Source organism: Stenotrophomonas lacuserhaii, assembly GCF_039674585.1.
Classification (GTDB): Bacteria; Pseudomonadota; Gammaproteobacteria; order Xanthomonadales; family Xanthomonadaceae; genus Stenotrophomonas; species Stenotrophomonas pennii_A.
Genome location: NZ_JBDJNU010000028.1, coordinates 17,962 through 37,739 on the forward strand (window position 1 = coordinate 17,962; position 19,778 = coordinate 37,739).

The 19,778-nt window shown below is 69.6% G+C and carries 13 protein-coding genes and 1 pseudogene; 3 read left to right on the plus strand and 11 right to left on the minus strand.

The features are described from left to right. Positions 1-118 precede the first annotated feature (118 nt). Entirely contained in the window at positions 119-1,021 is a 903-nt protein-coding gene (locus ABE522_RS11880; protein ID WP_346591850.1) for a LysR substrate-binding domain-containing protein, read from the minus strand. Between the two features lie 107 nt (positions 1,022-1,128). On the opposite strand from ABE522_RS11880, the gene ABE522_RS11885 reads away from it, so the two are divergent. Together ABE522_RS11885 and dkgB are read left to right on the plus strand one after the other, a co-directional pair. After that, positions 1,129-2,343, plus strand: coding sequence for an MFS transporter (locus ABE522_RS11885; RefSeq protein ID WP_346591851.1), 1,215 nt, complete (start codon positions 1,129-1,131; stop codon positions 2,341-2,343). A gap of 95 nt (positions 2,344-2,438) precedes the next feature. Beyond that, positions 2,439-3,242: a 2,5-didehydrogluconate reductase DkgB gene (gene dkgB / locus ABE522_RS11890; RefSeq protein WP_346591852.1), complete on the plus strand. Its 804-nt coding sequence runs from the start codon at positions 2,439-2,441 to the stop codon at positions 3,240-3,242. A 116-nt stretch (positions 3,243-3,358) separates the two neighbouring features. Here the strand turns inward: dkgB and ABE522_RS11895 are convergent, their stop codons facing one another. Then, positions 3,359-6,073 (minus strand): bifunctional acetate--CoA ligase family protein/GNAT family N-acetyltransferase, encoded by a 2,715-nt coding sequence (locus ABE522_RS11895; protein ID WP_346591853.1) that lies wholly within the window; start codon positions 6,071-6,073, stop codon positions 3,359-3,361. Positions 6,074-6,174: 101 nt separating this feature from the next. Next, a pseudogene (gene mgtE, locus ABE522_RS11900) lies at positions 6,175-7,281 on the minus strand (magnesium transporter); the annotation flags it as partial. 328 nt (positions 7,282-7,609) lie between these two features. On the opposite strand from mgtE, the gene ABE522_RS11905 reads away from it, so the two are divergent. Further along, positions 7,610-9,403, plus strand: coding sequence for a monovalent cation:proton antiporter-2 (CPA2) family protein (locus tag ABE522_RS11905; protein ID WP_346591854.1), 1,794 nt, complete (start codon positions 7,610-7,612; stop codon positions 9,401-9,403). A gap of 147 nt (positions 9,404-9,550) precedes the next feature. On the opposite strand, the gene ABE522_RS11910 is transcribed toward ABE522_RS11905, so the two are convergent. The 8 genes from ABE522_RS11910 to ABE522_RS11945 form a co-directional block, all read right to left on the minus strand. Then, the gene (locus tag ABE522_RS11910) at positions 9,551-12,892 is read right to left on the minus strand and encodes an ankyrin repeat domain-containing protein (protein ID WP_346591855.1); all 3,342 of its coding nucleotides are present in this window, start codon (positions 12,890-12,892) and stop codon (positions 9,551-9,553) included. After that, positions 12,885-13,145 (minus strand): YcgL domain-containing protein, encoded by a 261-nt coding sequence (locus tag ABE522_RS11915; RefSeq protein ID WP_346591856.1) that lies wholly within the window; start codon positions 13,143-13,145, stop codon positions 12,885-12,887. Before ABE522_RS11915 ends, ABE522_RS11910 begins: the two co-directional genes overlap by 8 nt. Positions 13,146-13,273: 128 nt before the next feature. Next, positions 13,274-14,524, minus strand: a complete 1,251-nt coding sequence (locus ABE522_RS11920; RefSeq protein WP_346591857.1) for a beta-ketoacyl-ACP synthase — start codon at positions 14,522-14,524, stop codon at positions 13,274-13,276. Then, complete coding sequence (locus ABE522_RS11925; RefSeq protein WP_346591858.1) at positions 14,524-15,255, minus strand: 3-ketoacyl-ACP reductase FabG2; 732 nt, start codon at positions 15,253-15,255, stop codon at positions 14,524-14,526. Before ABE522_RS11925 ends, ABE522_RS11920 begins: the two co-directional genes overlap by 1 nt. Next, positions 15,252-15,704, minus strand: coding sequence for a hotdog family protein (locus ABE522_RS11930; protein WP_346591859.1), 453 nt, complete (start codon positions 15,702-15,704; stop codon positions 15,252-15,254). The genes ABE522_RS11925 and ABE522_RS11930 overlap by 4 nt, the downstream gene beginning before the upstream one ends. Next, entirely contained in the window at positions 15,701-16,894 is a 1,194-nt protein-coding gene (locus ABE522_RS11935) for a beta-ketoacyl-[acyl-carrier-protein] synthase family protein (RefSeq protein WP_346591860.1), read from the minus strand. Before ABE522_RS11935 ends, ABE522_RS11930 begins: the two co-directional genes overlap by 4 nt. After that, positions 16,891-17,439 (minus strand): DUF3261 domain-containing protein, encoded by a 549-nt coding sequence (locus ABE522_RS11940; RefSeq protein ID WP_346591861.1) that lies wholly within the window; start codon positions 17,437-17,439, stop codon positions 16,891-16,893. The genes ABE522_RS11935 and ABE522_RS11940 overlap by 4 nt, the downstream gene beginning before the upstream one ends. Before the next feature lies 1 nt (position 17,440). Next, a complete protein-coding gene (locus tag ABE522_RS11945; RefSeq protein WP_346591874.1) occupies positions 17,441-19,777 on the minus strand; it encodes an MMPL family transporter in 2,337 nt (778 codons plus the stop codon). Between the last annotated feature and the right edge of the window lies 1 nt (position 19,778).

Consider the following 19,778-nt stretch of genomic DNA (forward strand, 5'->3'; position numbering starts at 1 on the left):
GCGACCGTTGGTCGCCACGCGTTGCTTTTTGCCGCTGCGCTCGCCGAGCATGGCTCGGCGCTACCCGTTCCGGTAGTAGCGTCTGGTGGGTGACGACCGTTGGTCGTCACGCTTCGGCCTACACCACGAACGGCTCGCGCTGCATGCCTTCTGCCAGCACATCCACGAACGAGCGCACGCGCGCCGACACGGCCGTGTTGCGGTAGTACACCGCATGGATCGGCTGGTAGACATCCAGCGTCTGCGCGACCAGCACCGGCACCAGCGCACCGCTGGCGCGGTCGGCGTGGGTCAGGAAATCAGACAGGCAGGTGATTCCCGCCCCTTCCACCGCCAGCCGGCGCAGGGTTTCGCCGCTTGAGGCGGCGATGTCCGGGCGTATCCGCAGCTGGCCTTCGTCATCGCCGGGAAGCGGCCAGCGGTTCAGTGATTCGGGTTCGTTGAAGCTCAGCAGCGTATGCGCTGACAAGGCGGCCACGCTGTCCGGCGTGCCCTGCCGGCCCAGGTAGTCCGGGCTGGCCACCAGCTGCAGGCGGCAGCGGCCGAGCAGGCGTGCATGCAGGGTTGAATCGGCCAGCGGGCCGATACGGATGGCCAGGTCGGTGCGCCGCTCCAGCAGGTCGATGTAGCGCTCGGAGCTGTTCACTTCCAGCGCCACCTCCGGGAACTGCTGCCGATAGCGCGCCACCAGTGGCGCGATCACGTGCAGCACGAACGGCATCGCGGCATCCACGCGCAGGCGACCGGCCGGGCGCTGGCGACGCAGCGCCATCTGTTCCTCCGCCGCCTCCACCGCTTCAACGATCTGCCGCGCCTGGCGCACGAAGGCCTCGCCTTCGGCGGTCAGGTGCAGGCGGCGCGTGGTGCGGGTCAGCAGCGTGGTGCCCAGTTTTTCTTCCAGCCGGCCCAGCGCGCGGCTGACCCCGGACGGGGTCTGGCCGAGCTGCTCGGCCGCCGCGCTGATGGTGCCGCTGTCGATGACCGCCAACAGGGCCTGCATTTCATCCAGGGTGGTCTTCATGGACCGCATTATTGACCATCAGGCAAGAGTCATTGGCGTAAAGACGTGTTTTTCAGCAAAGGTCGGCGGCGCAGACTGCGCCCCTTCCCTTCCTGCCGGACGCTGTCATGACCCGTGGCATTCCCCTCGCCCTGCTGGCATTGACCCTCGGTGCCTTCGCCATCGGCACCACCGAGTTCGTCATCGTCGGCCTGCTTCCCACCATCGCCGCCGACCTGCAGGTCAGCCTGCCTTCGGCCGGCCTGCTGGTATCGCTGTATGCCCTGGGCGTGGCGACCGGCGCGCCGGTGCTGACCGCGCTGACCGGCCGCGTGCCGCGCAAGACCCTGCTGGTGGCCCTGATGCTGGTATTCACCGTTGGCAACCTGGTCGCCTTCCTGGCGCCTGGATACGGCTCGTTGATCCTCGCGCGCATCCTGACCGGCCTGGCCCATGGGGTGTTCTTCTCCATCGGGTCGATCATCGCCACGTCGGTGGTGCCGAAGGAAAAGGCTGCCAGTGCGATCGCCATCATGTTCACCGGCCTGACCGTGGCGCTGGTCACCGGCGTCCCGCTGGGCACGTTCATCGGCCAACACCTGGGCTGGCGCGCGACCTTCCTGGCGGTGTCCGGGCTGGGCGTGGTGGCGCTGCTGGGCAGCCTGGCGTTCGTGCCGCGGAATCTGGCGCAGAGCGCGCCGGCGACCGTCCGCCAGCAGCTGGGCGTGCTCGCGCAGCCGCGCCTGCTGATGGTGTATGCAATGACCGCGCTCGGCTACGGCGGCACCTTCCTGTCCTTCACCTACCTGGCGACGATCCTGCAGGAAGTCACTGGTTTTTCCGCCAACGCGGTCAGTGGCGTGTTGCTGGTGTATGGCATTTCGGTGGCGTTCGGCAACGTGTGGGGCGGCCGCCTGGCCGACCGGCTCGGCCCGATTCCCGCGCTGAAGCGGATCTTCGCGCTGCTGGCGCTGGTGCTGCTGGTGTTGACCTTCACCGCGTACAACAGCTGGCTGGTGCTGCTGACCGTGCTGGCACTGGGCGCGGTGGCCTTCGGCAACGTGCCCGGCCTGCAGGTGTACGTGGTCAAGCAGGCGCAGCGCCATGCGCCGCAGGCGACGGACGTGGCATCGGGGCTGAACATCGCTGCGTTCAACATCGGCATCGCCCTCGGCGCCTCGCTGGGTGGGCTGGTGGTGGAACACATCGGCCTGATGCACACCCCGTGGCTGGGCGCGCTGGTGGTGGTGGGTGCCTACGCACTGACCGCGCTGAGCGGCCGGCTGGACCGCCGCGACGGCATCGACGACCGCGCCGAAGGCATCCACGTGGCCGCGCATTGAGGCGTCCACCGGCGCACGGGGTCGCCACGCCGCGTTGCCCGCATGCATACGTTCCCTGCCCTACCCTCTGTCCTTCCCCCACTGGAGTATTCCCCATGACCGTTCCTGCTTTCGGCCTCGGCACGTTCCGCCTGAAAGGCCAGACGGTGATCGATTCGGTTCGCAACGCGCTCGATGTCGGCTACCGCGCCATCGATACCGCGCAGATCTACGGCAACGAAGCGGAGGTCGGCGAGGCGATCACCGGATCCGGCGTGCCGCGCGAAGACATCTACCTGACCACCAAGGTGTGGATCAGCGACTTCAAGCGTGACGCGCTGCTGGCCAGCCTGGAAGGCAGCTTGAAGAAACTGCGCACCGACCACGTTGACCTGGCCCTGATCCACTGGCCGTCGCCGGGTGACGCGGTGCCGATGGAGGAGTACCTGCCTGCACTGGCCGAGGCCAAGGCGCAGGGCCTGACCCGTGAAATCGGCATCTCCAACTTCACCATCGCACAGACCCGCCGCGCGATCGGCATCCTCGGCGCAGGCGAGATCGCCACCAACCAGGTGGAGATCCACCCGTACCTGCAGAACCGCCTGCTGGTGCCGTTCCTGCAGCAACAGGGTATCCACATCACCGCGTACATGAGCCTGGCCTACGGCGAGGTGATCAAGGATCCGGTGATCCAGGCGATCGCCGGCCGCCACCAGGCCAGCCCGGCGCAGGTCGCGCTGGCGTGGGCACTGCAGCAGGGCTTCGCGGTCATTCCCTCGTCCACCCGGCGCGAGAACCTGGCCAGCAACCTGGAAGCAGCCAGCCTGCGTCTGACCGATGAGGACCTGGCGCAGATCGCCACGCTCGATCGCGGCCACCGGCTGGCCAACCCGGAAGGCATCGCCCCGGCCTGGGATTGAGGATTCCGGTAGCGCCGAGCCATGCTCGGCGAGCGCAGCGTGAAGCAGGAGCGTGACGACCAACGGTCGTCACCCACCAGAGCACGGGCGGCCGTCACTACCCTGCTCCGGCGGGATCACTCCAACAACTGCGCGGCCACCTGCTGCACCGGCAGGCTGACCATCATCACCGTTGAATCATCCGGATCCAGGCGCGTGCTGAAGCCCAGGCTCTGGCACATCGCGATCATCGTGCTGTTCTCACGCAGCACCTGGCCCTCCACCACGTCCAGTCCCAGCCATTTCGCGTACTCGATCATGATCGTCATCAGCCGCCAGCCGATGCCATGGCCCTTCAGGTCCGAACGGATCAGGATGCCGTACTCGCCGCGATGGTAATCGGCGTCTGCATGCAGGCGCACGGCACCGAGCATGTCGCCGCTGCGCGGATCGATCGCCACCAGCGCGATGGAACGCGCGTAGTCCAGCTGGGTCAGCCGGGCGATGAATTCGTGGCTGAAATGCTTGACCGACTGGAAGAAGCGCAGGCGCAGGTCCTCATCGCTGACGCGCGCGAAGAACGCGCGGAACAGCGCGTCGTCTTCCGGTCGCACCGGCCGCACGAAAGCATGGCTGCCATCGGACAGCTGCAGCGTGCGCTCCCACTCCTTCGGATACGGAAACACCGCGAAACGGGGGTGGCCGCGCCCTTTATGCAGGATGCGCGACGGCGCGATCGCGACCCGCGCGTCCAGCGCCAGGATGCCATCGCGATCGGCCAGCAGCGGATTGATGTCCAGCGTGCGCACTTCGGGTATGTCGGCTGCCAACTGCGCCAGCTTGACCAGCACCAGGGCGACGGCACGCTCATCGGCAGCCGGGAAATCGCTGTACGGTTTGAGGATGCGCGAGACCCGGGTACGGCCGATCAGTTCATGTGCCAGCCGCAGGTCGAGCGGCGGCAACGCCAGTGCCTTGTCATTGATCACTTCCACCGCCGTGCCACCGCGACCAAACACGATCACCGGGCCGAACGTCGCATCGTCGGCGATGCCGGCGATCAGCTCGCGCGACTTCGGGCGGACGATGGTCGGCTGCACCAGCAGGCCATCGATGCGTGCGTCGGGGCGCAGTTCGCGCGCACGCCCAAGGATGCTGGTCGCCGCTGCCTGCACCGCGGCCAGCGTGGACAGGTTGAGGCGCACGCCGTCCACTTCGGATTTGTGCGGGATGTCCGGCGAGAGGATCTTCAGCGCCACGCTGGCGCCCTGTTCCAGCAGCGGTTGGGCCAGGTCCATGGCCTCATGCGCGTCGCGGGCATGCAGCACCGGCGCCGATGGAATGCCGTACGCCTCCAGCAACGCATGCGTTGCCAGCGGGTCCAGCCAACGCTGGCCCGCCGCCAGTGCGGTTTCCACGATGGCGCGGGCAGCGCCGCTGTCCACCACGAAATCCTGCGGCAGGCTGGGCGGCGTTTCCATCAGCGCGTTCTGCGCATCGCGGTAGCGGACCAGGTGCTGGAAGCCGCGCACGGCCTCGGCTTCGGTGGGATAGGTCGGCACGCGCGCGGCGTTCAGCGTTGCCGTTGCGCGCTCGTCGTTGCCCAGCCACACCGCGAACACCGGCTTGTCGCGCTGGTGACGCGGCCGCAGGCCCAGGGTGCGGGTGAGCGCCTGCGCGGCGTCGGCGGACGAGGTGAACGCGGTCGGCACGTTGACCACCAGCAGGGCATCGTTTTCGTTGTCAGCCAGCAGCGCTTCGATGGCGGCGGCATAGCGCTCGCCATCGGCGTCGACCACGATGTCCACTGGATTGGAACGTGACCAGCCCTGCGGCAACACCGCGTCGAGCTGCTGCACGGTGCTTTCCGACAGCGTGGCAAGCGTGCCGCGCAGCGCCGCCAGCTGGTCCACCGCCAGCCGCCCGACGCCACCACCGTTGCTGAGGATGGCCAGCCGACGGCCGGGGAATGAGCCCAGCCGTCCCAGCGTCTCGGCGGCGGTGAACAGCTCGTCCAGCGCGCTGACGCGCAGCAGGCCGGCACGGTTGAACGCCGCGCCGTACACATCATCGGCGCGCGCCAGTGCCTGCACGTGGGTATCGTTGCCCGGCATGATGCGCTCGGCGCGGCCGGACTTGACCACCATCACCGGCTTGGAGCGCGCGGCGGCACGCGCGGCCGACATGAACTTGCGCGCGTCCTTGATCTGTTCCACGTACAACAGGATGGCGCGCGTGCGGTAGTCGGTGGCGAAGTAGTCCAGCAGGTCGCCGAAATCCACGTCCATGGTATCGCCCAGCGACACCACCGCGGAAAACCCCACCGAGCGCGCCACGCCCCACTCCACCAATGCCGCGGCGATCGCGCTGGACTCGGAAATCAGCGCCAGGTCGCCGGCCTGCGGCACGTGCGCGGCGATGCTGGCATTCAAGCGTGCATGCGGCGCGATGACCCCCAGGCAATGCGGCCCGAGGATGCGCAGGCCCTTGGCGCGGGCGCTCGCCTCGACCTGCGCGGCGAGCGAACCGGGCCCTTCGCCCAGGTGCGCGGTGAGGATGATGGCCGCGGCCACGCCCAGCGCGGCGGCATCGGCGATCACCTGCGGCACGATGCTGGCCGGCGCGGTCACCACCACCAGCTCCGGTACCCAGTCCAGGTCCTTGAGCCGCTTGATGGTGCGGATGCCGTCGATCTCCGCGTGGCGCGGATTGACCCAGGCGACCTTGCCGGCGAATCCCGCCCCGCGCAGGTTGCGCATCACCGCCCGACCGGCCGAGCGGTCACGCGGACTGCCGCCGATCACGGCGACCGACTGCGGGCGGAACACGGACTGCAGGTTGTAAGTGCTCATGGCCGTAGTAGAGCAAAAAAAGGGGACGGAGGGGATTAAGTCGCAATCGACCGGCTACGCAGTGGTCGATTGCGACTTAATCCCCTCCGTCCCCTTTTTTTTATCGCCAGGGTGCCCAGTATCGTGCCGAGCACGATGCCGGTCGGCAGTTCGCGCAGGGCCACCTTCCACCAGTCGCTCAGCCGCAGTTCGCGCAGCGCCAGGCTGCGGATCAGCAGCGAGGTGGCCTGCGATCCGGAGTTGCCGCCAGAGCTCATGATCAGCGGAATGAAAAGGGTCAGCACCACCGCGCGGGCCAGCTCGTCTTCGTAATGCTGCATCGCGCTGGCGGTGAGCATCTCACCGAGGAACAGCACGCTGAGCCAGCCGCCGCGCTTGCGCAGCATTTCCAGGAAGCCGATCTGCATGTACGGCTTTTCCAGCGCTTCCATGCCGCCGAACTTGTGCGCGTCTTCGGTGGATTCTTCGATCAACGCATCCAGGATGTCATCCACGGTGACGATGCCGAGCATCTGCATCCCGGCGTCCACGACGGGAATCGCCAGCAGGTCGTGGCGGCGGATCAGCTGCGCCACTTCTTCCTGGTCCATCGCCACGTCCACCGTCACCGGCGCATTGACCTGCGCCACGTCCAGGATCGATTCGTCCGGCAGGCCGGTGATCAGCCGGCGCATCGTCACCACCTGCCGCAGCTGCCTGCTGACGGGGTCGAGCACGTAGATGGCGTAGACCGTCTCGCGGGTCCGCTCCACTTCGCGGATGTGCTGCAGGGTCTGGCCCACCGTCCAGTTGGCCGGCACGCTGACGAACTCGGTGGTCATCAGTGCGCCGGCCGTATCCGGCGGGTAGCTGAGCAGGGTCTGGATGACCTGGCGCGCCTCGGCGCCGATCAGCGGCACCAGCCGCGCGCGCTCGTCCTGGTCCAGTTCGTGGACGATATCGGTCGCGCGGTCGTCGGCCATCAGCCCCAGCAGCGCGGCAGCGCGAGCCGGCGGCAAGGCCACCACCAGCTCGCCGGCGCGTTGCAGTTCGGGCGCTTCAAGCAGCTTCACCGCACGCGGCAGCGGCAGTGCGGCCAGCAGGTCGACCGCCGCGGAGATGGGCAGCGTGTTGAGGTATTCCACCGCGTCGGCGGTGTTGAAGTCGGCCAGCGGTGCGGCCGTGGTGGCGGCGTCGCTGGCGGGACGCAGCATCTGCTTCTGGTTCATCGTGGTTCGCCTTTGGTCGTTGCAGGTGCAACGCCAACGCAGGCGAACCGTCCCTGTCAGGCGGTCGCCGTCGCTGGCGTCGAACGAGGTCGACTTCTACTGTCGCTGGACATGGGGTTGGACTCCGGAAGGTGTTGCCAGCGGGCCGGCCGTTGGCGGGGGGCAGGATGGACCCGTGGACCGGATGGGTCAACCCCGGCGTGGCATCCGGGTTCGGCGCGGCTCAGCTGCACCCCGTGCGAGCGGCGGCGGGCGGCGCATAATGTCGCGCAAGGGCCGGCTGCCACCCCGCGTGCCCTTCCTCCTGCGGCCATGACCTCCCATCCCCATGCATAGCGGCGTGCTCGAACTTGCCCTGGTCCTGCTGCTTGCGGCCGTCATCGCGGTGCCGGTGTTCCGCCGGCTGGGCTTCGGCGCCGTGCTTGGCTATCTGGCCGCCGGCGTGGTGCTGGGGCCGGACGGGCTGGGCTTCGTGCAGGACGCCGACCGCATCCTGGGCGCGGCCGAAATCGGCGTGGTGATGCTGCTGTTCGTGATCGGGCTGGAGCTGTCGCCATCGCGGTTGAAGGTGATGCGGCGTTCGGTGTTCGGCGCCGGGGCGCTGCAGGTGGCGACCTGCGCGCTGGTGCTGGGCGGCCTGCTGATGCTGGACCATTTCCACTGGAAGAGCGCGCTGGTGGTCGGCGTGGCGCTGGCGCTGTCCTCCACCGCGGTGGGCCTGCAGCTGCTGTCCGAACACAAGGCGCTCAACAGCGATCATGGCCGGCTGGCGTTTGCCATCCTGCTGTTCCAGGACCTGATCGCCATCCCGCTGCTGGCCGCCATTCCGCTGCTGGGGGGTGCGCGCAACCAGACCCTGCACTGGCAGGACGTGGCGGTGGCCATCGGTGCGCTGGCGCTGGTGATCCTGTGTGGCCGGCCGCTGCTGCGCCGCGTGTTCGCCATGGTCGCACGCACGCGCAGCCCGGAAATGTTCACCGCCACTGCCCTGCTGGTGGTGTTGGGCACTGCCTGGTTCCTGCAGGAGGCCGGCCTGAGCCCCAGCTTGGGCGCGTTCCTGGCCGGTGTGCTGTTGTCCGATTCCGAGTTCCGGCATGAACTGGAAGCGCAGATCGAACCCTTCAAGGGCTTGTTCCTCGGCCTGTTCTTCATCGCCGTGGGCATGGGCATCGACCTGGACCGCATCGCCGCCGAACCGGGCATGATCGCCGCCGGCGTCGGCATCCTGCTGCTGGTGAAGTTCGGCCTGCTGTATGCGATTGGACGGGTTGCCGGCCTGGCGTCACGCCAGGCGATGATGCTGGGCAGCGTACTGTGGCTGGGTGGCGAGTTCGCCTTCGTGGTGTTCAACGAAGCGCAGCGCGCGCTGCTGCTGGGCAGTGCCAACCATGACCGGCTGGTGGCGATCGTCGGCCTGTCGATGGGACTGACCCCGCTGCTGCTGATCGCACTGCTGCGTCTGATGGGTGGGGAACACGCGGCCCGGGCCGAACCGGGGCCGGCAGACGAAGTGAACCCGGACCTGCGACCGAAAGTGCTGATTGCCGGGATGGGACGCTTCGGCCAGGTGGTGGCCCGCCTGTTGACCGCGCAGAAGGTACCGTTCGTCGCGCTGGAGGTGAACCCGGATACCGTGGCCGACCTGCGCCGCTTCGGCAACCAGCTTTACTACGGTGACCCGACGAGGCCGGAGATGCTGCGTGCGGCCGGCGGGGCGGAGATCGCGGTGTTCGTGGTCACCATGGATGATCCGGAAATCAACCTGCGCGCGACGCGGATGATCCGGCGGCTGTATCCGGAGGCGCGGGTGCTCGCGCGGGCACGCAACCGCCAACATGCGTGGCGGCTGATGGACATGGGCGCCGAGCCCTTCCGCGAAGTATTCGGCACCAGCCTGGAACTCAGCGAGCAGGTGCTGAGGCTGCTCGGGGTGTCCGACGAGACCGCCCGCCGACGCGTGCAGCGGTTCCGCGAGCATGATGAAAAGCTGCTGCGCGACCAGTACCTGGTGTATGACGATGAGGCGGCGGTGATCCAGACCTCGCGCGATGCGCGCAACGACCTGATGCACCTGTTCGAAGCCGATGCGGGAAGCGAAAAGGACGCGCCGCCGGAGCGCTAGCCGGGTAGCGCCGAAGGCAGCGGCAGGAGCCGCTGCCAACGTCGCTTGCGACGGCCCGCAGGGTGACGGTCAGGACGACCGGCATAGCCATGCTCGGCGAGCGCAGCGGCCGGAGCGTGACGGCCAGCGGCCGTCACTACCGGAGATTCATTCGCGCAGGAACCGCGCCATCGAGGACACGCCGGGTACGCGCGGCTGGAACTCGGCGGCCACGTCGATGAAGCCGCGCATCACCGCGATTTCGCGGGGGCTGCGGTTGAGCGTGTCGCGTGCCTCCGGATCCGCCCCTGCGCGCAGCAGGCGCTGCACCAGCAGCGGCAATCCATGCAGCGCCGCCAGGTGCAGCGGACCGAAACCGCGCGGGTCACGCACCTCCAGCGAGACGTCCTCATCCAGCAGGCGTTCCACGCCGGCCAGCACCACCTGCTCGTCGCAGGCGGTCCCCGGCTCCGCACGCGCGCCGAGCAGCAGCAGCAGCGGGGTCACCTCGCCCGCAGCCGCTTTGTCCGGCTCCGCGCCGGCCAGCAGCAGGGTGTCCAGCAGGGCCAGCAGCCGCGAGCGGTCGCGTGCGGAGAACCCGTACAGGGCAGCGCAATGAAGCGCCGCCAGCTGCTGCGCGTCGCTGGCATGCACGTCGGCGCCCGCGCTCAGCAGGCGCGCCACGATGTCCGGCAGGCCCAGTGCAGAGGCCAGCATCAGTACCGTGACCCCGCCCGGCAGACGGTGTTCAAGGTGGGCCCCCGCATCGAGCAGGGCCGATACGATGTCCATCTGGCGCATGCTGACCGCCGCCGACAGCGGCGTGGCGCCGCTGGCCGAAGCATGCTGCGGATCGGCACGGCGTGCCAGCAGCAGGTCCACCACCGGCAGATGGCCACCGCCGGCGGCGCGCAGCAGGGCGGTGCAGCCCTGCGCGTCGATGCTGTCCACGGCGAAGCCGAGGTCGATCAGCCGGCGTACGGCATCCACGTCACCGGCGGTGGCTGCAGCGGCCACGTCGGATTCGCGCAACGTGCGCCGCGGCAGCGACCAGACACGCCAGTCCAGCCAGTCCGCCAGGTCGCGACGGCCACTGGACAGCGCGACACCCAGCGGCGTCTGTCCATCGGCGGCGCGTGCTTCGGGCGAGGCACCATGGCGCACCAGCAGCTTGAGCGCCGCTTCGCGTCCGAGCGCAGTGGCCAGGTGCAGGGCGGTCATGCCGTGGCTGTCGCGTGCTTCGCGGTCCACGCCCAGGCCCAGCAGCGACTGTTGCAGGCGCAGCCACCCCAGGCGTACGGCCAGGGCCAGCGGTGGGTCGCCAGCGGGCGATGCAGCGAACGGGTCGGCGCCACGCTCCAGCAGCTCCAGCGCCAGCTGTTCCAGCCCGCGGCCGGCCTGGTCGTGCTGCGCGCAGGCCGCCAGGAAGCGCGCCAGGCCGCCACTGCCGGCCGGCGATACGCCGTGCTCCAGCATCACCTGCAGCGCCGGCACCGCGTCCACGCCACGCGCCAGCAGCGCGAACATCGGCGTATCCGTGCAGGCATCCAGCACCTCGTGCGACGCGCCCTGCTTCAGCAGCCAGGCCACGGCGCGCGGATCCAGCGCCAGTTCGGGTTCGTGCAGCAGGCTGCCCAGTTCTTCGGCACGGCACAGCCGCGCCATCGATTCCATGCCGTCCAGGTTGCCGAAGCGCAGTGATTCGCGCAGCAGCTCGAGCGGCGGCCGGTCCGGCAGCAACGAAGTGGCCGCTTCGCCGCCTTCGCTGGACGCCAGCAAGCCATCGCTGACCGCGGCCGGAAGTTGGTAGGACGCATCGAGCATCGCCACGATCGCCCAACGTCCCGCTTCGGCCGCACTGTCCACCGCGCGCCGCGCCAGCGGATCGTCAAGATCGGCGACCAGCCCCAGTTCCAGCAGCCGCTTCACCACCAGCGGCGGCACGTCGGTCGCCATGGCGGCCAGCAGCAGGGCATTGCGGCCCTCGGCATCGACGGCGGCAAGGTCGGGTTTGTGGCGCAGCAGGTGTTCGATCACCGCCGCGCGCCCGCTGGCGGCAGCTTCCAGCAACGGCGTCCGGCCCAGTGCATCGCGCGCTTCCAGGTTGGCACCGGCAGCGAGCAGGGCATCCAGGATCGCGGTATGCCCGGCCAGCGCCGCTTCGTGCAGCGCGCTGCGTCGCTGGCGATCACGCGCATCCGCACGCGCCTTGTGCTTGAGCAGCAGCTGCACGCCGGCCGGATCATCATCTTCGGTCGCCGCCGCGGCGAGCAGCACCGGAATGCCTTCATCCGGTTCGGTGCGGGCGCCACGTTCCAGCAGGAAGCGCGCCAGGCGCCAGTTGCCGACCTGGCAGGCAACCGCCAGCGGCGACCAGCCGTCGGTGTTGAGCGCGTCGATTTCGGCAGCGGCGTCGCGCAGCAGCGCGGCGACACCCGGATCGGAACTGCGCGCGGCGTGGTGCAGCGGCGTATTGCCGTCGGCGTCGGTGGCGCGGGAATCGGCGCCATTGGCCAGCAGGGTCATCACCGCTTCCGGCCTGCCGTGCCAGCTGTCACGGGTGGCCGCCAGCAACGGCGTCATGCCTTTGTGCGGGGCATTCACATCGACGCCGCGGGCGATCAGTTCGCGCAGCAGGCGCAGGTCCGGCAGCACTGCGGCGAGCACCGGCAGGTTGCGCTGGTCGCGCCACTGCGGGTCCGGCGCGGCATGAGGGTCGGCACCCGCCTCGAGCAGCTGCAGCGCGCGGTCGATACGGCCATGGCGTGCCGCTTCGTACAGCGCCGGCGCCAGCGCGTCGGCCGGCATGGCTTCCAGTGCGACCGGCGCGGATCCGGCTTCGGGTTGCTCGTGCGCCTGCCAGGCACTGCGCAGCTCCTGCAGGCCGCGGGCGGGTAGGGAGGCCGCGGTGCCGGCCGGCACCACCCGCTGCAACAGCAGGTGCAGCAGGGGCGACAGCAGCACCGTGGCCGCCACCGTCGGCCAACGCAGTGCCGCAGGCAGCAGTTCCGGCCAGGCCGGCATCACCACCAGCGCACACAGCGCCAGTACCAGCGCGGCGACGACCAGGCCACGCCAGGCGCCCAGCTCGCGGCCGGCCAGGCCCGCAGCATGCCGCTGCAGCCCCCCCGCCAAGCGTTCCACGTCGCTCCACAGCGGCCACGTCCGCCACACCGCCAGCAAGCCGACACCCAGCAATACCGCCAGTCCCAACGCGGCGGCCAGGCTGCCGCTTTCGCGCAGCGCGGCCAACGGCCAGGCCATCAGCACGGCGAGCACCGCCGGACCTGCCAGCCACAGGACGAGCAGTGCGGGAAGCTCTTCGCGCGCCACCTGCGGCAGCGGGCGCAGCACCCGGCTCCGGCGCAGCCAGGACACGCCCAGGGCAAACGCCGGCTGGGCAAGCGCGGCCAGCAGCACGCCGGGCAGCCCCCCCACGGCCGATGCCGCGGCCAGCACCACACCCAGCGCCAGGGCAGCAGGAACCAGGCGGGAATGTGGCTCAGTCATTGTGGCGCGGCATCATGCTGGTGATGCTCGGGGGCACCTGCAGGTAGAACCCGCGGCTGGCCAGTTCGCTGCGTACCAGCGCGGCATCCGCGCGCGCCAGGCGACGGCCTTCGACCAGTTCCACTTCCAGCACCAGGGTCAGCCGGCCCAGCGATGCGGCCAACGGCCCCGGCAGCACGCCGAAGCCATCCCGCTCGGCGAGATAGACGTAGGTGTCGTCCTTGCGTTGGCTCTTGTAGACGTAGGCTTGCATGCTTTCAGGTTTACCCTTCAAGACATGATTGTGTCGGAAACCCGTCACCGGCGGAAGGCGTCAGGCCAAGCACGGGCGTGCTGCGCGCCGTTTTTCCGCTACGGGATTCATCAATGTCGTGATCCGGTTCAGTCCTGGGTGTCCGGGTGGCGGGCAAATACCAGCGAAGTGTTGATCCCGCCGAAGGCGAAGTTGTTGCTCATCACATGGTCGACCTGCAGCGCGCGTCCCTGTCCGCGGACATGGTCCAACGGAGCGCAGCGCGGGTCCACCTGGTCCAGGTTCAAGGTGGGGGCGAACCAGCCCGCGCGCATCATCTCGATGCTCAGCCAGGCTTCGAACGCGCCACAGGCACCCAGCATGTGGCCGACGTAGCCCTTCAGCGAACTGATCGGCACGCCGGCCCCGAACACCGCGGCGGTGGCCTCGCTTTCAGCGATGTCGCCATGGTCGGTGGCGGTGCCATGGGCGTTGATGTAACCGATCTGCGACGGCGCCAGACCGGCGTCGTCCAGCGCCAGCTGCATGGCGCGCGCCATGGTCGGGCTGCTCGGCTGGGTCACGTGCTGGCCGTCGCTGTTGCTGCCATAGCCGCGTACTTCGGCCAGGATCGGCACTCCGCGCTCCAGCGCATGCTGGCGCTCTTCCAGCACCAGGGTGCAGGCCCCTTCGCCCAGCACCAGCCCATCGCGGGCGGCGTCGAACGGGCGCGGCGTGGTCTGTGGTGCGTCATTGCGCACGCTGGTGGCGTACAGGGTGTCGAACACCGCGGCGGCCGTGGCGTCCAGCTGCTCGGCGCCACCGGCCAGCATCACCGTCTGCCGGCCGGCGCGGATCGTTTCGTAGGCTTCGCCGATGCCCTGGCTGCCCGACGTGCACGCGCTGGACGTCGTGTGGATGCGCCCGCTCAGGCCGAAGAACACCCCGATGTTCACCGGTGCGGTGTGGCTCATCATCTTCAGGTAGGTGGTGGCGGTGATGCCGGCGGTGGTGAAGCTGTTGAGCATGCGGCCGAACTCGCTGATCGCCTCGTGGCTGCCGGCCGACGACCCGTACGAGACGCCGGTGCGGCCGCCGTGCAGCACCGGATGGTCAATCAGGCCGGCCTGCTGCAGCGCCAGCTCGCTGGCGCGCACGGCCATTACTGCCACGCGCCCCATCGAACGGGTGGTCTTGCGGTTGTAGTGCACAGGCAGCTCGAAGGCTTCGGCCGGCGCGGCCAGCCGGGTGTTCAGCCCTTCGTAGACATCCCACTCCGGCATCGCGCGCACGGCGTTGCGCAACGAACGCAGGCGCGCGTGGATGCTCGGCCAGTCCTGCCCCAGCGGGCTGATCGCCGCTGCACCGGTAACCACCACGCGGCGTCCTTCGCGCTGCATCAGGCCAGGCCTCCGTTGACCGAGATCACCTGGCGGGTGATGTAACCGGCATCGGCCGACAGCAGGAACGATACCGCCGCGGCTACTTCGTCCGGCGTGCCGACACGGCCGGCGGGAACCAGCTTGAGCGCGTGCTCGACCACCTCGGCGTCCAGCATCGCGGTATCGACCAGCCCGGGTGCCACGCAGTTGACGGTGATCCGGCGACTGGCCAGTTCCAGCGCCAGCGCCTTGGTGGCACCGATGATGCCGGCCTTGGCGGCGCTGTAGTTGACCTGGCCGCGGTTGCCGATCAGCCCGGACACGGAGGCCAGGGTGACGATGCGCCCCGGCTGGCGGCGCCGCACCATCGGCATCACCAGCGGATGCAGCACGTTGTAGAACCCATCCAGGTTGGTGTGCAGCACCTGGTCCCAGTCCGCTTCGCTGAGCGCCGGGAAGGCGCCGTCGCGGGCGATGCCGGCATTGCACACCACGCCGTAGTACGCGCCATGGGCGGCCACGTCGGCTTCCAGCGCGGTGCGCGCGGCGGCGCGGTCACTGATGTCGAAGGCGAGTACGCGCGCCTGCCGGCCCATCGCGATGATCTCCGCGACCACGGCCTGCGCTTCGTCGATGCGGCTCCGGCAGTGCACCGCCACATCGAAGCCATCGCGGGCAGCGCGCAGGGCGATCGCGCGGCCGATGCCGCGGCTTGCACCGGTCACCAGCACGGCAAGATTGGCTGTCATGCGTTTCCACTCTCCAGGTAAGCTTGCGCATCGGCCGGTTCGAACACCGATACGTTGGCGTCGACCCATGTCTCGGTGCCCGCACTGATACGGCACGCGAACATTCCCAGGCCATTGTCCCCCATCAGTTCGCGCCGCGCGTGGACCACCAGCGCGGTACCCGCCGGGAACACGGAAACCTGGCTGCTGTAGCGGCGACTGCCAAGCAGGAAACCGATCCGCGGCGGGCGACCGTCACGTCGCGCGCGGCAGCCCGCCCACGCCGCGATTGCCTGTGCCATGTACTCGATGCCGATCCACGCAGGCACCCCGCCTGCTTCGTTGAACAGGCCCGCGGCCGGCACCACCAGCGCCACCTCGATGCTGTCCTCGTCCCAGCGCAGCACCTGGTCCAGCAGCAGCGCGCTGCCACGGTGCGGCACCACCGCTTCGATCGGATGGATCGTCATGCGCCGGGCGTCCGCTGCAGGGCCAGCACGGCATTGCTGCCACCAAAGGCGAACGAACTGCTGAGGACGCGCTGCAGGGGGCCCACCGCCACGGTGCCCGGCGCCACCAGCGCCAGCGCGGGCAGCTCCGGATCAGGCTGGCCATCCCACCAGTGCGGCGGCAGGCGGTGGGCGGGGTTGTCCGCCAGTGCGATCCAGCACAGTGCCGCTTCGATCGCGCCGGATGCGCCCAGCGCGTGGCCGGTCAGCGGCTTGGTGGAACTGGCCGCGACCTGCCCGCCCAGCACGGCATGCACCGCACGCGATTCCATCGCATCGTTGTGGCGGGTGGCCGTGCCGTGCAGGTTGATGTAGTCCACGTCGGTCGGTGCCCAGCCGGCGCGCTGCAGCGCCTCGCGCATCGCCGCGATGGCGCCGGCACCACCCGGTTCAGGCGCGGACATGTGGTGCGCGTCCGAGCTCTCGCCCCAACCGGCAAGCTGTACCGGGCGCGGCTCGCGGGTCAGCAGGAACAGTGCTGCCCCTTCGCCGATGTTGATGCCCGCACGCTGCGACGAGAACGGCAGGCAGCGCGTGGCGGAGATCGATTCCAGCGCATTGAAACCGGCCACGGTGAAGCGGCACAACGAATCGGCGCCGCCGGCGATCACCGCGTCGACGATGCCGGCGCGCAGCAGGCGCGCCGCCGAAGCCATCGCCTTGGCCCCGGAAGAGCAGGCCGTGGACAGGGTCCACGCCGGTCCCGTCGCGCCGCTGCGGTGGCGCACGAACGCTGCCGCACTGCCCATTTCCTGCTGTCCATAGGCGAAGCTGTCCGGCCAGCGACCGCTCTCCTCGCGCGCACGCAGGGCCGGCTCGGTTTCGCCGATGCCGGAGGTGCTGGTGCCGATGACCACCGCGACCCGCCCGGCACCGTAACGCTCGATGGCCGCCTGTACGGCGGGGGCGATCTGTTCCAGCGCGCGGTCCAGCAAGGCATTGTTGCGACCCTGCAGCGCGGTGGGCAGCGCGGACAGGTCCGGCAGCATGGCCTGCACGCGACCCAGTGCCAGCGTGCGACCGGGCAGCACGTCATCGCAGTCGCTCAGGCCACCGGGGTGGTCGGCGAACAGGCCGGCGGCAACCTGCGCGCGTCCGCTGCCAAGCGCGCAGACGATGCCCATGTCGTTGAGGAAAACCGGCACGGTCACGGCGCTTCGTCCGCGGCCGACACCGAGCGGATGGTCAGCGAATAGCCTTCGATGCGGTTGTCCAGCTGCAGGCTGCCATCGTCGTTGCGCTGCAGCCGCAGGGCCTCCACCCCGCCACGCTGCAGCCGGCGCACACGGCCATCGTCGACCACCTGCCAGCCATCGGCCAGCACCGCGGCAATCGCCGTGGTCGGCCACAGCGCGAACTGCAGGTCGTCCAGCACGCGGTCGGCACGTACCTGCCTGGGCAACCAGGCAGCGCGCTGTTCCTGCAGGTTCTGTCCATCCCACTGCACGCGGAAGCCGGTCTGGCCCATGGCCTGCACCAGCAGCTGGACCTGCCCGGCATCGACTTCCAGCAGGGCGTCCAGGTCGCGCTCGGCGCGACCGAAGCGGAAGTGCAGCTGTTGCTGCAAGGCGAGGGTTCCCTGCAGGCTGGCCGGCGACAGGCGCAGCGGAGGCAGCGCAGCCTCGCTACGCGCCGGCCGGCCGGCACAGGCGGCGAGCAGCAGGGTGAGCAGGATCGCAGGCAGCAGGCGGCTCATGTCACGGGGTTCCTGTCGTTGTAGGCGGTGCGGGGCGGAACAGCGGCGACAGCAGCCACACCAGCCCGATGCCGAGCAGCAGGGTCATGCCGAAGGACCGCAGTGCCGGCGTAGCGGACAGTCCGAGCAGGCCGAACGAGAGCCAGGTGCTGGCCGCGCCCACGCATACCGCCACCCAGGCGCTGGGATCGCCGCGGTGTTCCAGCAGGAAGATGCCGTAGTCGATGCCCATGCCCAGCAGCAGCATCAATGCCAGCACGTTGAACAACTGCAGCGGATGACCAAGCAGGGCCAGCACGGCAAGCGTCAGGCTGCCGGCGAGCAGGGTGGGCACGATCACCCGCCAGGCATGACGGCGGTAGCGCCACCACAACGCGGCGAACACCAGCGCGATACCCGCCAGCAGCATGCCGCTCATCAGCTTGCGGTAATGCCCCAGCAGGCGCGAGAAATCGGCGGTGCGGTCGACCCAGCGCACGCCGGGCAGTCCGGCGCCGGCCTGGTCGAGGTCGGCCAATGCACGTGGCTGCGACAGGTCATCGACCAGCACCACGCTGGCCACGCCCTCGCCCAGTGCGCCGATCCACAACGAACGGAACGGTGCCGAGGCCGGCGAAGCGAGGAAGGCCTGCAGGTCGATCGGGGTGCGGGCGAATGCCGGTCGCTGCAGCGCCTCGCCACTGACCGCACCGACCGCCTGCAGCACGGCCGACTCGGCCTGCGCGGCCAGCCGGGCATCGGCATCCTGCTGCGACGGAGACGGCAACCAGTCACTCAGCGCGCGGTGGCTGCCGATGCGGCCTTGCCCTTCCAGCGCGCGCAGGCGCACGGTCAAGGCTTCTTCGCGCTGCAGCAGCTGACCGGCATCGGCGCCCTGCACCAGGAAGAACTGCGCCGGGCTGGGCATGCCGAGCAGGCGCGAAATCCGGATCTGCTGTTCCATCAGCGCCGGTGGCGAAGACTGCAGGCTGCGCAGGTCATCGTCCGCGTGCAGGAACAGCATGCCGCCGGCGGAGAACAGCAACAGCACCGCGATCACACCGCCCAGCGACCGGCCGCGCAGCCGCGGCCAGCGCTGCAGCGTGTTGCCCAGCCAGTGCGAGAAGCGCGTCTGGCGTACCGTTCCACCATCCAGCCACGGGAACCACAGGATCACGGTAACGAACGCGGCCGCCAGCCCGACCACCGAGAACAGCGCCATCTGGCGCAGGCCGGGGAACGGGGTGATGGCCAGCGCCAGATAGGCCAAGGCGCTGGTCAGCAGGGCCAGCCACAGCCCGGGCAGCAGATGGCGCAGCAAGGCCCAGCGACCCTGCCGTGGCGCGGCCTGCCGCGAGGCGAACCAGTGGATGCCGTAGTCTTCGGCCACGCCGACCAGGGAGGCGCCGAACACCAGCGTCAACAGATGCACCTTGCCGAACACCAGCACGGTCACGGCCAACGCCACGCCACAGCCGACCAGCAGCGACATCGCCACCAGCAGGATCGGGCGCAGCGAACGGAATGCCAGCCACACCAGCAGCAGCACTGCCGCCAGCGAGCCCCAGCCGATGGTGTTGATCTCGCGGTTGGCCTGCACCGCCGCGGCTTCGGCATGCAGCGGCACCCCGGCATGCAGGATCTCCAGGCCGGGCGTGGCGGCGGTCGCGGCCTGCCCCGCGCGTTCCAGCAGCGCGCCGATATGCGGTTCGCCATCCAGCTGGAACGCCGAATCGCGGGTGTCGAAGCGTAGGACCGCCCATTGCTTTCCATCTGCCTGCAGCAGCCCGTCCTCACCCAGTCGCAGGCCGGCCGCCTTCGCCTGCTGTTGCCACCACGCCGGCCACAGGCCCAGCGGATCCTGCAGCCAGGCGGTTAGTCGTGGCCCGCCCATGGGGCTGTACAACTGGGCCAACGCCTGTTGCGCCAACGTATCCGGCGCGGAGTGCTGCAGGGTGTCGCGCTGCGCGGGGGTCAACAGGCGGTCACGGTACGGCGCATAGAACGTGCGTGCCTCATCGAACCAGCCGTCGAGCGCACCGGCCGGCTGCAGCAGCGCGGCATCGGCATCGCCGGCCAGCGCAGCGGCGAAGGCCGCCTGCGCGCGCAGCGTGGCGGCCGCGTCCGCACTGCCCAGCAGTACCACCACATCGCGCGAGTTCGCATCGGCGATGCGCCGGGTCACGTCCGACAGCAGCCGGTCCTGCGCATCCTGCGGCAGCAAGGCGAGGATATCGGTGTCGATCGGCGCATGCTGCCGCCACTGCAGGACCTGCTGCACGCCCAGCCCCAGCAGCACCAGCAGCCAGGCCAGGGCCAGCCAGCGCCAGCGGCGATGGGGGGTATCGGCGCGCGGCATG